Origin of the sequence: Marininema halotolerans, assembly GCF_900116235.1 — a bacterium.
GTDB lineage: Bacteria > Bacillota > Bacilli > Thermoactinomycetales > DSM-45169 > Marininema > Marininema halotolerans.
Genome location: NZ_FPAA01000008.1, coordinates 12,676 through 26,538, shown reverse-complemented (window position 1 = coordinate 26,538; position 13,863 = coordinate 12,676). Strand labels below are relative to the sequence as shown.

The window sequence follows — 13,863 nt, the reverse complement described above, 5'->3', positions numbered from 1 at the left end:
TCCACGTTCCTTGTTGTTTAAAGGGGGAGCGCAGGAAGGGAGTCATCTTGTGAATACCATTAAACGATGCCAACAGCTTGGTGAGATGACCTACTTTATCCGATCGCTAGCGACAGTTTCAACGGATCAGTGGAGAAAGCCGATTGCTGAGGGAAAATGGTCGGCGATTGAGGTGGTTGCCCATCTTCATTTTTGGGATCGATATTTGGTTGAATATGCTTTACCTGATGATTTCACTCGTGAAACTTGGAGTGAACTAACTATAGAAAATATGAATCGTAAAGCTTCCATTTGGGCCTGTTCGGGGGTATCCTGCCATGAGGTGATCAAGCAGTTCTTGACGTTCCGTGAAGGATTACTTCGGTTTTTAAATCGGATGCCTCCTGAGGATTGGGGACGAACGTTACGAATGGGGAAGCACACTCTCACCTTAGCGGAATATATCCAAGAAGCGATCGATCATGATCAGCACCATCGATCACAGTTAGAAGGATGCTTCTCAGAAAACCTTAAAGGTGGCTTTGTCCCATAAGAGAATGGGTTAGCCAATGATCAGAGGGGAGAGGCTATAGAGGAGAATAATGGCCTATGGTATGATGTGTGAAGGCTTGAAGGCAGGCTGAAATTGTGGGAATGGTAAGGGTGAACGGCCATGATTAATATGGATAATAGTGCAACGACTCAACCGGATCCGGAAGTAATTCGAGTCGTCGCTGATGTCATGCAAAACATTTATGGAAATCCTGCCTCCCTCCATGGTCTTGGCGGGAAGGCAGAACGCCTTGTCAAACAGGCACGAGAGGTAGTGGCACACGCATTGGGCGTATCGCCAGGTTCCATCATCTTCACATCCGGGGGGACGGAATCGAATAATATGGCGATTAAAGGAGCGGCTTTGCAATTTAAAAACCGCGGTCGTCATCTGATTACCACACAGATAGAGCACCCCTCTGTCTATGAGGTGCATAAACAGTTGGAAGAAGAAGGATGGGAAGTCACTTATTTGCCAGTGAATCAACAAGGGAAGGTTCGACTGGATGATGTGAAAAAAGCCCTGCGAGACGATACCATCCTGGTCTCTATCATGCATGTAAACAATGAGGTTGGGACGGTTCAACCGATTGCAGAGATTGGCGAGCTACTTCGTCGTTATCCCAAAGTATTGTTCCATGTCGATGCGGTTCAATCCTTTGGTAAAATGGATGTGCGCCCGATAGCGTGGGGAGTGGACCTTCTTAGTATTTCTGCCCATAAGTTTCACGGACCCAGAGGTGTGGGGTGTCTCTATATACGGGAGGGCTTGCGCTTAGCTCCACTATTGATAGGTGGCGGGCAGGAGGCAGGTTACCGTTCAGGAACGTTAAATGTCCCTGGAATCGCTGGCTTTGCAAAAGCGATCACGCTAGGTGCTAACCAACGCAAGGAGATGCTTGCTCGTCTTGGCGATTGGCGACAAGAAATGATTCAGCAATGGAAGGATCAGTTGACCCATTTTCGGATTAATGGGGACCCTTCGCGAGAGGGTGCCCCTTTTATCCTGTCTCTTTCCTTCCCAAAATTAAAGTCTGAAGTGATCGTTCATGCGTTGGAGGAAGAAGGGGTCGTTGTTTCCAGTAAGTCCGCTTGTTCTTCAAAAGGAGAAAAGGCGAGTCGGATATTGACGGCAATGGGGATCGATGAAGAGACTGCGGTGGGCTCCATTCGCATCAGTATGAGTCGATGGACGACCGCCGAGGAAGTGCAAGCGACCATTTTAGCAGTGCAACGGGTGATTCCCAAACTACAAAAGATAATGAAGGTGTATGAGGATGAATGATTTAATTTTAGTTCGGTACGGAGAACTCGCTTTAAAAGGGAAGAATCGCACGGATTTTGAAAATCGATTGTTGGAAAATATGCGTACGAAGCTTCATACGTATCCTGGTGTGAAAGTGAAAAAGACCTTTGGACGTATTTTTGTTGAACCGGGTGAGAACCCCGTGGAACCGATTATTGAAGCACTGACGGATGTCTTTGGCATAGTGGGTATCAGTGTTGCACGACGGGTCGAATCCGATTTGGAAATGATCAAAAAAGCGGCTGTGCAGTTGGTGCAGGAACAGATGCCTGTTCCACGTACCTTTAAGGTGGTTGCACGGCGCGCGCAAAAGAACTTCCCTCATCGCTCCAATGAGCTGAACCGAGTTGTGGGAGGAGAAGTTTTGCGGAATGTGGATGGGATTCGTGTGGATGTTCATCAACCTGAACTGGAACTACGTATTGAAGTACGTGGTGAAGAAACGTATCTTTATGGGCAAGATATTCAAGGAGCGGGCGGGTTACCTGTAGGAAGTAGTGGGCGAGTGATGCTTCTCCTCTCCGGTGGAATTGATAGTCCAGTGGCAGCTTATCTAGCTTTAAAACGTGGGGCGACGGTAGAGGCCATCCATTTTCATAGCTATCCCTTTACGAGTGAACGGGCGAAGCAAAAGGTGGTCGACCTAGCACAAGAGCTGACTCGCTATGGAGGAAATATTCGTTTGCATGTCGTTCCCTTTACTGAAATTCAGACGCAAATTCGTTCTAAGTGTAAAGATTCCTACATGATTACGATTATGCGGCGAATGATGATGCGTATTGCTGAGGAGACAGCTCGTCGTCAAAAAGCACTGGCCTTGGTAACGGGTGAAAGCCTTGGGCAAGTGGCTAGTCAAACCTTAGAAAGCATGCATGTAATTAATCATGTGGTACGGATACCGATCCTTCGTCCGCTCATCGGGATGGATAAACAGGACATCATGACAATCTCCAAAAAAATCGGCACCTATGAAACGTCAATCCTCCCTTATGAGGACTGTTGTACGGTGTTTCAACCCAAGTCACCGGTTACCCGACCTCGGTTAGAGCTCTGTGAAGAAATGGAAAAAGGATTAGACGTGGATGCTTTAGTAAAAGAAGCAGTCGATGGGATTGAGACGATTCGGTTAACCCCGGCACAGAAGGAAGAAGGGGAGTTTTCATCTTATTTTTAATAATGGACGGTTACTTGAATTGTTGATGGGGGAGGAGTTCCATGCGTTCCTGGAAAGAAGAAACCCTTGCTCTAACAGAAGAGTTGATCCATCATCCGAGTGTGAATGGCACCATTGGGGAGCGAGATATTGCTTATCATATTTATGAATTTTTTCGTAAGCTCCCTTATTTCCGTGAGAATCCAAACCAGTTATACCTTTGGAAGACAGAGGGGGATGACCGGGAACGTTACAATGTCGCTGCCCTTGTGAAAAGTCCACAGCCCCGGGAAGAAACAGTGATCTTAATGGGTCACATCGATACCGTAGGTGTAGAGGATTATGGGAAATGGAAGCCCCTAGCCTTCTCTCCCCAAGATTTGTTGGAACAGTGGAAGCAGGCTCGATTATCTGATCAAGTGAAAAGCGATTTGGCAACAGGGGAATGGTTGGTAGGGAGAGGCTCCGTCGATATGAAGAGTGGTGTTGCTGCCAACATGTCTCTCTTGCGTCATTTTGCAGATCACCCAGAAGAGCTAGAGGGCAATCTTCTTTTTCTAGCAACCTGTGATGAGGAAGATAATTCCCATGGAATATTATCGGCTGTTCGTGAGCTGAACCATTTGGCTTCAGAAAGTAACCTTCGATATGTAGGTGCAATCAATACGGACTACACATCCCCTCAATATAAGGGAGATCCCTCCCGCTATGTTTATCTAGGGACCGTTGGTAAATTGCTTCCGGCATTTTTTATCGTCGGGGAGGAAACCCATGCTGGACAGGTTTTTGAGGGTTTTGATCCGAACTTGATTGCTGCTGAACTGACGGACTTAATTGATTATAACCCTGATTTTTGTGATGAAATGTACGGAGAGCTAACCATGCCACCCGTCTCATTGAAGCAGACGGACTTAAAGGATAAATACGATGTACAGACACCCTTTGCTGCTTTTACCTACTATAATTTTTTTGTGCATCGTCGCTCACCAAAAGATGTCCTCCATGAATTAAAAGGGACCGCTCAAAAAGCGCTTGAAAATGCGATACAAATGGTAACAGAGAGATATCAACGCTTTTGTACGTTAAGCGGCTCCCCTTATTTACCTCATCCGTGGACATCCACTGTGATGACCTATGATGAACTGTATAAAGCCTGTGCTAAAAAGTATGGCACGGAATTCACAGCAGCCATGCGCTTATATGGAATGAATCTCTTAAACGATGAAGAATTGGATCTACGCCAATATTGTTGCCGGATGGTTGAGGAAGTCTGGGATTGGTGGGGAGAAAAGGGGCCTGCCATTGTCCTGTTTTTTGCCTCAGTCTATATGCCACGGGTGGTATTATCCGAAAAGGAAAAGCAGGATCAACACCTGATCCAGGCAGTACGTGATGCGGTGAATGATGTGCAACCTCATTGTGAGCACCCCATTCAAATCCGTAATTTCTTTCCTTACATCTCCGATATGAGTTTCGTAGCCATTTGTGATGATGATGAGGGAATTGATGCACTGACAAGAAATATGCCGGCATGGGGGATGAAGCATCAGATGGATGTGGATGCGATTCGCCAGTTGGATGTGCCAGTGGTCAATATTGGCCCCTATGGAATGGATGCTCATAAGCAGTGGGAACGGGTAGAGATCAATTATTCCATGCAAGTCGTTCCAGAAGTAAATTATCAGGTGGTTCGAAGACTCCTCGCCTCATGGGATCATGCGTAGAAAAAATCGAATGTGGTGGAGCGAACCCACTAGAATAAGCCATTGCGAAGGGAAGATCATAGGGATCATCGCAATGGCTTTTCACTCTTTTTACGATATATGTGGCGTTGAGTTTTCAAGTCGCTGGATCCAAGCAAAATCTTTTTCAGTAATGCCGCCTTCATCATGGGTGATTAATTGAATCTCCACTTGAGCGTAGCTGAGTATTACTTCAGGATGGTGTTGCAACTCTTCGGCTAGCTTAGCAACATGAATGACAAAATCAACACCCTCCATATAGGTAGGAAAGCGGAATTGTTTGGTCAATTTTCCCTTCTGTTCACGCCAGCCAGAAACCTCCTTTAATCGATTCGAGATCGCGTTGGCAGATAATTTCATTTTGCTCCTCCTTTTAACATGACCTCTTATTCTTTACCCGGTTAATGGAAAAAGTAAGACGGGATATGGTGAAGTTTATCCCTTTCTGGAGAGGGTATGATTCAAAGGGAGTGGGGAGTCGGAAGGATTGGTAAAAAAATATGGATGCCCAATTTTGGCTTGGCTTTATCAACATCATCATTCTTGATTTAGTTTTATCAGGTGATAATGCAGTGGTTATCGGAATGGCATCTCGAAAGCTGCCCGCTCATCAGCAAAAACAAGCAATATTATATGGAACCATTGTTGCCGTGATTCTACGCGTTCTTCTGACCTTAATTGCCGTGTGGTTATTAAAAATACCGCTATTAAAAGCGGTGGGTGGATTACTTCTTGTCTGGATAGCCATTAAGCTCTTAATGGATGAGGACGAGGAAGAGGATCTGGAATTAGGTTATGGATTAAAATCGGCTGTTAAAACCATTATCATTGCGGATGTTGTGATGAGTTTAGATAATGTATTGGCAGTGGCAGGTGCTGCCCATGGCGATTTTTTACTTGTGCTTTTAGGGCTGGCCCTTAGCGTTCCGATCCTTATGGGAGGAAGCCGTATTGTTGCAACGGTCATGAATAAGCTCCCGTGGCTTGTGTATGTGGGTTCGGGAATTTTAGCATATACGGCGGGTCAGTTGTTAGTGGAAGATAAAATTATTCATGATCATCTAGTCACCCGTGCGGATTATCTCACATGGATGACACCTACTTTGCTGATTGGTTTAGTATTAGGTGCAGGGTATTTATTTAGGGGCCGGCGGACTTAAAAGGATACCCGTGGAGTTACGGAAACAATTGGAGTCGGCCGAGAAAGAGGTGAGGTCGGCTCCAATGGTATGTTACAGCGGTGAGTGATGGAAACTATAGACGACGCACGTAGGGAGGAGAGAGGGTGGCGGTGAACAACAACAAAGTGCTCATTTTAACAGAATCCATTGGAGGAAATGGTCATTTTCGAGCAGCGCAAGCCATAGCCAAGGGATTGGACCACGAAGCACCGACGGTGGGTGTGGATATCTCCTGTGGGTTGCCTCAGTTTAGTCGCCAGCTGGAAGGGGTCGTTCGCAAGGTTTACCTGAATACATTGCAATATGCACCCCAGTTATGGGGAGCCGCTTATAAAAGAGAGGAAGCCTTTAGTGATGCGTTTCGCTCAGGAGTGGGGAAGGTTATTGCTGCAAAGTTACGGCGCTTTTTAGATCCGCTAAACCCTGAAGTGGTTATTTGTACCCATGCCTTTTGTCTAGGTGCGGCAGGTTATGTGAAGGAACAAGCTTCACAACCTTATCGATTAGGTGCGGCGATTACTGATTTTGATGTCAATGGTTTTTGGGTTCACCCGGCAGTAGACTTTTATTTAGTGGCCCATGAAGGCGTCGCGAAAAAATTGCATGAAAAATATGGCGTGCCCAAGGAACGAGTCCATCATACAGGGATCCCCATCGATCCTGATTTTTCCCGCTCGCGTCCTGATAAAGGGGAAATAAGGAAGATGCTTGGGGTCGCTCCGGATCCCTTTACCATCATGCTCATGGGAGGAGGGCTTGGCTTAGGGCCGTTGGAACGATCCATTGAACAGTTTCAAAAAGATATGCCGACCTCTCAATTATTAGTGATCACTGGGAAAAACAGGCCGTTGTTGGAGCGGCTCTCTGCCCGCTTTGGAGAAAAAAGAAATGTCCACCTGTTTGGTTATGTACAAGGAATGGCGGATTGGATGGGTGCGGCGGATGTGATTGTGACAAAGCCGGGAGGGTTGACCAGTTCCGAATGCTTAGCTACAGGACTCCCTATGGTGATTTGTCGCCCGATTCCGGGTCAGGAAGAACGTAATAGTCAATTTTTAATGCAAAAAAAAGTTGCCTTACGGCAAGATCGACCGGGTTCAATCCCTCGACATATTTCCCCGTTGCTTGATTCACCTGATGCGTGGCGAGAAATGAGTTTTCGGGCGAGGCGACTAGGCAGACCGGATTCAGCGCGTGATGCTGCGCAAATTATCCTTCAACACTTGTCTTATGAGAAATAAAACAGCCGAAGGTGTTATGAACACCGCCGGCTGTTTTATTTCAATTAATCCATCGAGATAGCGGCCCCTTCCAAGCTGTGGAAGGTAATCTCCGGGCGACAACGCAATCGAAGATTAACGCCAGTTTGTCCAAGTCCATCACTAATATAAAATGCACGTTCATCATGATAGTGAAGTCCGCTAATCATATTAAGATGAGGGAGTTTCCCCATCTTTTTTAAATGATAAGGTTTTGGCCAATGAATTTGTCCGCCATGGAAATGACCCGACAATAGATAGTCAAAATGATATCCCATATCCAGTACAATATTGGGGTCATGGGTTAAAACAAGGTTGATGCCTTCGCCAACGCCGGCGTATGCTTTGTCGACGTCGCTTCGTCCTGTATAGTAGTCGTCGATTCCGATAATGTTTAGCTTTCTTCTACCCATTTGAATGGTGCGATGTTCATTTTTTAATACCGTACAACCGCGCTTCTCCATCTCTTTTGTAAGAGCAGGTAGATGATCAGCTATGCAGTAGTCATGGTTCCCAAATACGGCATACGTCCCGTAACGTGGCTCTAATGTTTGCAGAGCGTCCAAGTATTCCAGGAAGCGTTTTTGCATCGGTGCCGTATCCATGTAATCCCCTGTAAGAGCTATCAAGTCAATCGGCTTACCTGAGACACTTTTTAACAGGGCTTCGGGTGAAACCGATAGTTTTTCCATATGAAGATCAGATAAATGCAGAATGCGAAGCCCTTCAGGATCCATGGGATGAGTAAGTTCGATGTTTACGTCTTTAATGAGCGGTCGGAAGGTATTAAAACGGGCGACGGACCAGATCATCGCCAACAAGACGGAAGTCATCGTTACGATAGTCAGAATCGTCATTGTTATTCACCACCGATCTCTCAGAGATACGATATTCATCATAATGGATTCTCGGAAGGAAGTCGAGACCCAAATGGTTACAAAAACGTGAAAAAGCCCTGAATACATCCAGGGCTTTCCATTTTTGTGGCTGGGGCGGAAGGGATCGAACCTTCGCATGACGGAGTCAAAGTCCGTTGCCTTACCGCTTGGCTACGCCCCATCATATTAAAATCCCCCGGATCGCATTGACAAAAAGTATCATGTGTAATGAGGAAGGAAAATATTCATTGTATTTGCTACGATACCGAAATGGATTTCTCTTGTCAAATAAAATACGAAATCTTCCATGTATTTGCAAGCAGGTCTTCCCAATGGGATTCTCTATACGAGTCGCAGAGGTGTCCGTAAGTTTCGTCGTGGAACACTTGTATTTGTGACCAATCCTGCGATTTTTATTCGTACGTTTTCGCGGCGGTTTTATCAGAATCCCATTGCGTAGAATCATTCTCATCCTCCGTTTGCCTTCGGCGACGGATTCAAATCCATCAAGGATTTCTTGCGCGTTTCACAGAGAATCTCTGTGAGATGCGCTTTTTTAGTAATATAAAACCCTAATTTAGTTAGTTATTGTTTTTAAATGATAGAAAAAACAAAAAAATGCAGGTGAATATTAAAGGGTGTCGAAATTTAGGAGGCATTCATTAAATATTTGAATGAGAGGTGAGAAGGTGGATATAACGGATTATGTTTCGACCTTGATAGAGGAAGCGATCCGTGGACGAGCCAGTGATATTCACATTGAGCCACGGGCGGATCATCTCTGTATTCGTCAGCGTGTGGATGGTTTTTTAGTGGAGGGAGATCGGATAGAGAAGGAGCGGATGCACGCGATCATCTCAAGGATTAAAGTGATGGGACATCTTGATATTGGAGAAAAAAGATTACCCCAAGATGGAGCATTAACCGTAACAATTGATGGCGAACGTGTGGATGTTCGTATCTCCAGTATGCCCACGCTTCATGGTGAAAAAGTAGTATTGCGCTTGCTACGTAATCGACCCGAGTTATTGTCATTAGAAGAATTAGGGATGGGTGAAGAAGAAAAACAACGGCTACTGGCATTGATTCAACGATCCAGTGGTTTATTGGTGGTGACAGGACCGACAGGAGCAGGTAAAACAACAACACTGTATGCGATCTTACATCAATTGAATCGGGTAGAACAAAACCTTGTCACACTAGAAGATCCGGTGGAGTTTCAATTAGTTGGCGTCAACCAAATTCAAATTCATCCAAAGGCTGGGCTTACATTTGCCCATGGATTACGGGCGGTTTTGCGGCAAGATCCAAATATTATTATGGTGGGGGAGATTCGAGATCGCGAGACCGCTGATATTGCCATTCGGGCCGCGTTAACAGGGCACTTGGTAATAACAACACTCCATACGACGGATGCGAGTTCCACCATTACACGGCTTCTTGATATGGGGATTGAGCCCTATCGAATTGCGGCTTCATTAGTTGGAGCCGTTGCACAACGTTTGATACGGTTGATTTGTAAAGGGTGTCGGGGAAAAGGGTGTGACCGTTGCCAACAACAGGGGTATCTTCATCGCGTCGGTGCCTTTGAAGTGGTTGCGATCAAGGAGGAGTTTCAACCGCTCATTGTGGAAAGGGCACCGCTTTCACGGCTTCGGCACAGTTTTCAAAAATTAGGGATGCGCTCGTTAGCGGATGCTATTTTGGAAAAAGTGATGACAGGTGAGACGAGCATTGCAGAATATCATCGCGTGGTAGATGCTCATGATTAGCCTCCGTCGCTCCAAATGGAGGGCTGACCGACTGGTTCAATTTAGCGAACAGTTAGCTAACTTATTAGAAGCAGGTTTTTCTCTAATTCCAAGCATTCGTTTATTAGGTGAACAAAATATATTGAGATTTCAGGAAATGGAAGGCATTTTGCAACGATTGGAAGAGGGGAGGGGTTTGTCGAGTGCACTCAGTGAAGAAGGCCTTCCTCCGATCTTTGTTTCATTTCTATCAGCGGCAGAGGAACATGGAGATTATGCTTTTGGTTTGCGTCAGTGTCGGTCTTATTTTCAAGGGCGTGATCAGTTGATTCGAGATACGGTACAAGCCCTCATGTATCCGGCGATTGTCTTGATATTGGTAGGATGCGCCTTTGTCTTTCTTGTTACCACAGTGGTACCACGCTTTCAAGCGATGTATGCCACGATGGGTTTAGAGTTGCCCCTGTATACCCGCTGGTTTCTATCGTTTCATCAATGGATTCGGGAGGGTGTTTATTTTATTGGTGGGGTTACTTTGTTCATTATGATTTTGTTTCTTTTTTTACGACACTTGTCTCCGGTCAAGCGTCAGCAACTCATGGCATGGGTATATCAATTGCCTGTGCTTCGCTCTTATTTTGCGTTGCGATTTACCCATTATTTAGCGGTTCAACTGGGTTCTTTATTAAAAGCGGGGGTTCCGTTATTGCGAGCAGTGGAAATCGTGGAGGGATTTAGCCCTTGGGCCCCTTTAACCGGGGGAATGAAAAGCGTCCGCCATGCTTTATTAGCGGGGCATTCTTTGCATGAAAGTTTGTCAAAGGAAGGCTCCCTCTTTCTAAAATCATTGCGACGACTGGTTGCCCTCGGCGAGGAAACAGGCAGTTTGGATCAGTCGCTATTAACCTTAGCTCGTGGAACCGAAATGATTATTCGCGAACGGATGAATCGTTTTACGCGTAGTTTGGAACCGATTTTAATCTTTGGGCTGGGCGTACTGATGGCGGCGACGGTGCTTGCGATGTTTTTGCCCATGCTTCATATGGTACAGGCGATGTAAGAGAGCAGTAAGAGAGAGGAGAGCTTGAACATGATAAAAAAATGGATTTCCAATGAGGATGGATTTACTTTAATTGAAATGATTGTCGTGATATTTGTAATTGGTGTCATTATCGCGATTGCATTGCCAAATTTAAGAATGGCAGGACAATCGGCACAAGAGAGGGCCTGTGATGCCAATCGGAAGTTAATTGGTGCGCAAGCTGATAACTACTATTTAGAGTATGGGAGCTTTCCGACTTCAGTAGAGCAATTAAAAAAACGAGGGTATTTACGGTCCACGCCAACCTGTCCAGCGAAGGGAACTTACACCATTCGGAAGGGTGCCTCGGTGGAGAAACGGGTGCACTGTAGTAAACATGGCGATTAGGAAGTTTTTACGTGAAGAAACAGGGTGGACCTTAGTCGAACTTTCATTATCCATGATGATGATTAGTTTCATGACCCTCTTGGCTCTCCCTGCTTTTGTCCAATGGGGAGACCGGCTTGAGCGAGAGTTATTTTTAAGGGGGATGGCAGCTGATTTGCGGTTTGCTCAGGTACAGTCTCGTCTTACCGAAGAGGAGACTGTATTTTTATTGCAACCTTCTCAAGGTGTTTATGTGGTATTGCAGGATGGTCATTTATTGCGACGAGAGGCTCTTCCTACACAGTATAAAATCGCCAGCAATTATCCCCATCATCAGGTCGTTTTTCGTAAAAGTGGTCAAGTACGTGGCGGTACATTTCACCTAATTCGCGGAGGAGAACGTGTCGGGAAGATTGTGGTCCAAGTAGCTTCAGGTCGAGTGCGTGTGGAGGTCGATCCCTGATGTTCAATGAGAGGGGATTTACCCTTGTTGAAACGGTAACCGCCATGTTGATTTTTAGCCTACTCTTAGTGACAGCATTACCTGTCGCTATTGAAGCCAATCATCATTTGGTTTCGGGAGTGAGACGGATGGCTGCGATGGGAATCGCTGAATCGAAGATGGAGGAGCTGCAAAAAAATACGTCGTCGCTTCCTCGCAATCAACGTAAAACAACCAAAGAAGGCCGTGTATCCTATGACATCCGTTGGCGAAGGGAGTTCATTGCGCGGAAATTGTCCGGATGTGAGGTGACAGTGGAGTGGAGAGACAGTTGGGGAAACGAGCGTTCCATTACCTTAAAAAGTTTAAACTATCGACCTTGATGAAGGAAGAAAAGGGCTTTACCTATGTGGAAATCGCGATTGTGATGACCATCCTTACCCTTCTTATTCCAGCTATCTTTTCTTTCGAATATGGATTAGAGCGTCAATTAAAAAAGGGGTTTTACCGTCAGCAATTGGGAGCGGAGATCCAACAATTTGTTGCGGATGTACGAGATGAAATTCGCCAAGGGCAAGATTTTAGGTTATCCAACGAGGGATGGCTCCTATTTGATTTACCTTCTGGTGAAACCGTTCGTTATAAACAGGATAAAAGACGGCTCTTGCGAGGGGTGCGTTCAAAAGAAGGGTCAGGATATCAAGGGACGACCATTTTATTACAGGATGCTTATTGGATAGGCTTTGAGCCCGATCAGGATGGGGTGTGGTTCGAGGTCGGTTTGCAAAATTGGCATAGTGATTTGAAGGTGCGTCGCTATTTTCGGGGAAGGAGCTCTCTATGATCATGATTTGGCGTGTGCTAAACAATGAAAAGGGATTGGCTCTTCCCATCGTACTGGCAGTATCAATCCTGCTCTTCTTCATTATAACGGCGGTTCTTACTCAACTCGTAAGAGCAGGGCATGGTAGTGCAGCCGAATGGAAAATGATTCGGGCGCAATATGCTGCGGAAAGTGGGATTGCTCGTATGCAATATCAACTTTGTGGCGGTTCACGTTCAAAAAATGATTCATTGATTACACAGATGAACGGCTTTCAATCACAAACTTGGAGTGAAGCACACCACGGGAATCAGATCCAGATTGTATCGGTTGCAAAAGGCCAGGGAGTAAAGCAAACCATTAGGGTACTCGTTGCGAAGGATACCTGTATCATTCAAAAGTGGAGTCGTTAACCAACTACAGTAATTGGAGGAATATCATGATTAATCTGGTTCAAACTTGAATCTCTTTCTTAATCGAAGAACCTCAGGGTACGTCGTTGAGTGGCGCTGTGGATTCAAATACGATAGGGCGATGCATTCAGGCCCTTTTTTAAAAAAGTACATTGACCTTGACGTTACGGAAGGCATTATCGTGAACATAGGGAGGTGAAGCGATGGAATATACCGTCCAAAAACTAGGGAAGTTAGCAGGCATCAGTACGAGAACCCTGCGATATTATGACGAGATTGATCTACTCAAGCCGGCGAGGGTAAGTTCGTCAGGGTACCGTATTTATGGCACGAAGGAAGTGGACCGACTTCAAGTTATATTGTTTTACCGGGAGCTTGGGATGAGTTTGGATGAGATTAAAAGGATTGTAAGGGACCCGCTCTTTGATCGGAAACAAGCGTTAATTGAACATCGTATGCGCCTGGTAGATCAACGCAGACAACTGGATCAACTGATTAGTAACGTGGAAAATACAATCGCATTCTCAGAAGGGAGAATCACGATGACAGACAAAGATAAGTTTGTTGGCTTTAAGCAACAAATGGTTCACGAAAACGAACAAAAATATGGGGAAGAAATCCGCGAGAAGTATGGCGACGAGGCCATTGATCAGGCAAACCAAAAAGTGATGGACATGACACCTGAGGAGCATGCTAGGGTTACACAATTAGCTGATGAAATAAAAGCAGCGTTAGCTCAAGCGATGCAAACTGGAGATCCAGCAAGCGATCTTGCCCAAAAAGCTGCGGCTTTGCATAAACAATGGCTGATGTTTTACTGGAATGAATACAGCAAAGAAGCCCATGCGGGCCTTGCTCAAATGTATGTTGACGATGAACGCTTTAAGGCTCACTACGATCAACAGCAAGAAGGAACGGCAGAATTTTTAAGGGATGCCATTCATCTCTTTACCGGAGTTAAGAAATAGTAAAAGGG

16 protein-coding genes and 1 tRNA gene are annotated in these 13,863 nt (G+C 45.6%); 14 read left to right on the top strand and 3 right to left on the bottom strand.

The window, feature by feature from the left end:
- Positions 1 to 49: 49 nt before the first annotated feature.
- The 4 genes from CHX35_RS11115 to CHX35_RS11100 all read left to right on the top strand — a co-directional run bounded on the left by CHX35_RS11115 (position 50) and on the right by CHX35_RS11100 (position 4,714).
- Positions 50 to 532 (top strand): DinB family protein, encoded by a 483-nt coding sequence (locus tag CHX35_RS11115; RefSeq protein ID WP_140413604.1) that lies wholly within the window; start codon positions 50 to 52, stop codon positions 530 to 532.
- A 120-nt stretch (positions 533 to 652) separates the two neighbouring features.
- Positions 653 to 1,816, top strand: a complete 1,164-nt coding sequence (locus CHX35_RS11110) for a cysteine desulfurase family protein (RefSeq protein ID WP_091837485.1) — start codon at positions 653 to 655, stop codon at positions 1,814 to 1,816.
- Entirely contained in the window at positions 1,809 to 3,011 is a 1,203-nt protein-coding gene (gene thiI, locus CHX35_RS11105; protein WP_091837483.1) for a tRNA uracil 4-sulfurtransferase ThiI, read from the top strand. Before CHX35_RS11110 ends, thiI begins: the two co-directional genes overlap by 8 nt.
- Positions 3,012 to 3,052: 41 nt before the next feature.
- Positions 3,053 to 4,714: a M20/M25/M40 family metallo-hydrolase gene (locus CHX35_RS11100; RefSeq protein ID WP_091837481.1), complete on the top strand. Its 1,662-nt coding sequence runs from the start codon at positions 3,053 to 3,055 to the stop codon at positions 4,712 to 4,714.
- A 90-nt stretch (positions 4,715 to 4,804) separates the two neighbouring features.
- On the opposite strand, the gene CHX35_RS11095 is transcribed toward CHX35_RS11100, so the two are convergent.
- Positions 4,805 to 5,092 carry a 4a-hydroxytetrahydrobiopterin dehydratase gene (locus CHX35_RS11095; RefSeq protein ID WP_091837479.1) on the bottom strand — a complete coding sequence of 96 codons (288 nt, stop codon included), beginning with the start codon at positions 5,090 to 5,092 and terminating at the stop codon, positions 4,805 to 4,807.
- A gap of 140 nt (positions 5,093 to 5,232) precedes the next feature.
- Between CHX35_RS11095 and CHX35_RS11090 the strand changes: the two genes are divergently transcribed.
- Both CHX35_RS11090 and CHX35_RS11085 read left to right on the top strand, forming a co-directional pair.
- The gene (locus CHX35_RS11090; RefSeq protein ID WP_091837477.1) at positions 5,233 to 5,892 is read left to right on the top strand and encodes a TerC family protein; all 660 of its coding nucleotides are present in this window, start codon (positions 5,233 to 5,235) and stop codon (positions 5,890 to 5,892) included.
- A 125-nt stretch (positions 5,893 to 6,017) separates the two neighbouring features.
- A complete protein-coding gene (locus tag CHX35_RS11085) occupies positions 6,018 to 7,154 on the top strand; it encodes an MGDG synthase family glycosyltransferase (RefSeq protein ID WP_091837475.1) in 1,137 nt (378 codons plus the stop codon).
- A 44-nt stretch (positions 7,155 to 7,198) separates the two neighbouring features.
- Here the strand turns inward: CHX35_RS11085 and CHX35_RS11080 are convergent, their stop codons facing one another.
- Both CHX35_RS11080 and CHX35_RS11075 read right to left on the bottom strand, forming a co-directional pair.
- Positions 7,199 to 8,029, bottom strand: a complete 831-nt coding sequence (locus CHX35_RS11080; RefSeq protein WP_091837473.1) for a metallophosphoesterase — start codon at positions 8,027 to 8,029, stop codon at positions 7,199 to 7,201.
- Between the two features lie 127 nt (positions 8,030 to 8,156).
- Positions 8,157 to 8,231 (bottom strand) — tRNA-Gln (locus CHX35_RS11075).
- A gap of 508 nt (positions 8,232 to 8,739) precedes the next feature.
- Here CHX35_RS11075 and CHX35_RS11070 point away from each other — a divergent pair.
- From CHX35_RS11070 to CHX35_RS11035, 8 genes are all read left to right on the top strand, one after another.
- Complete coding sequence (locus CHX35_RS11070; protein WP_176392043.1) at positions 8,740 to 9,822, top strand: GspE/PulE family protein; 1,083 nt, start codon at positions 8,740 to 8,742, stop codon at positions 9,820 to 9,822.
- The gene (locus CHX35_RS11065) at positions 9,815 to 10,861 is read left to right on the top strand and encodes a type II secretion system F family protein (protein ID WP_176392042.1); all 1,047 of its coding nucleotides are present in this window, start codon (positions 9,815 to 9,817) and stop codon (positions 10,859 to 10,861) included. The genes CHX35_RS11070 and CHX35_RS11065 overlap by 8 nt, the downstream gene beginning before the upstream one ends.
- A 30-nt stretch (positions 10,862 to 10,891) precedes the next feature.
- Complete coding sequence (locus CHX35_RS11060; protein WP_091837468.1) at positions 10,892 to 11,230, top strand: competence type IV pilus major pilin ComGC; 339 nt, start codon at positions 10,892 to 10,894, stop codon at positions 11,228 to 11,230.
- Positions 11,220 to 11,672, top strand: coding sequence for a GspH/FimT family pseudopilin (locus CHX35_RS11055; protein ID WP_091837466.1), 453 nt, complete (start codon positions 11,220 to 11,222; stop codon positions 11,670 to 11,672). Before CHX35_RS11060 ends, CHX35_RS11055 begins: the two co-directional genes overlap by 11 nt.
- On the top strand, positions 11,672 to 12,034 hold the full coding sequence (locus tag CHX35_RS11050) for a type IV pilus modification PilV family protein (protein ID WP_091837465.1): 363 nt from the start codon (positions 11,672 to 11,674) through the stop codon (positions 12,032 to 12,034). The genes CHX35_RS11055 and CHX35_RS11050 overlap by 1 nt, the downstream gene beginning before the upstream one ends.
- Entirely contained in the window at positions 11,971 to 12,495 is a 525-nt protein-coding gene (locus CHX35_RS11045; protein WP_176392041.1) for a pilus assembly FimT family protein, read from the top strand. The genes CHX35_RS11050 and CHX35_RS11045 overlap by 64 nt, the downstream gene beginning before the upstream one ends.
- A 2-nt stretch (positions 12,496 to 12,497) precedes the next feature.
- A complete protein-coding gene (locus CHX35_RS11040; protein ID WP_140413602.1) occupies positions 12,498 to 12,887 on the top strand; it encodes a hypothetical protein in 390 nt (129 codons plus the stop codon).
- A 203-nt stretch (positions 12,888 to 13,090) separates the two neighbouring features.
- Complete coding sequence (locus CHX35_RS11035) at positions 13,091 to 13,855, top strand: MerR family transcriptional regulator (protein WP_091837459.1); 765 nt, start codon at positions 13,091 to 13,093, stop codon at positions 13,853 to 13,855.
- Positions 13,856 to 13,863: the final 8 nt, after the last annotated feature.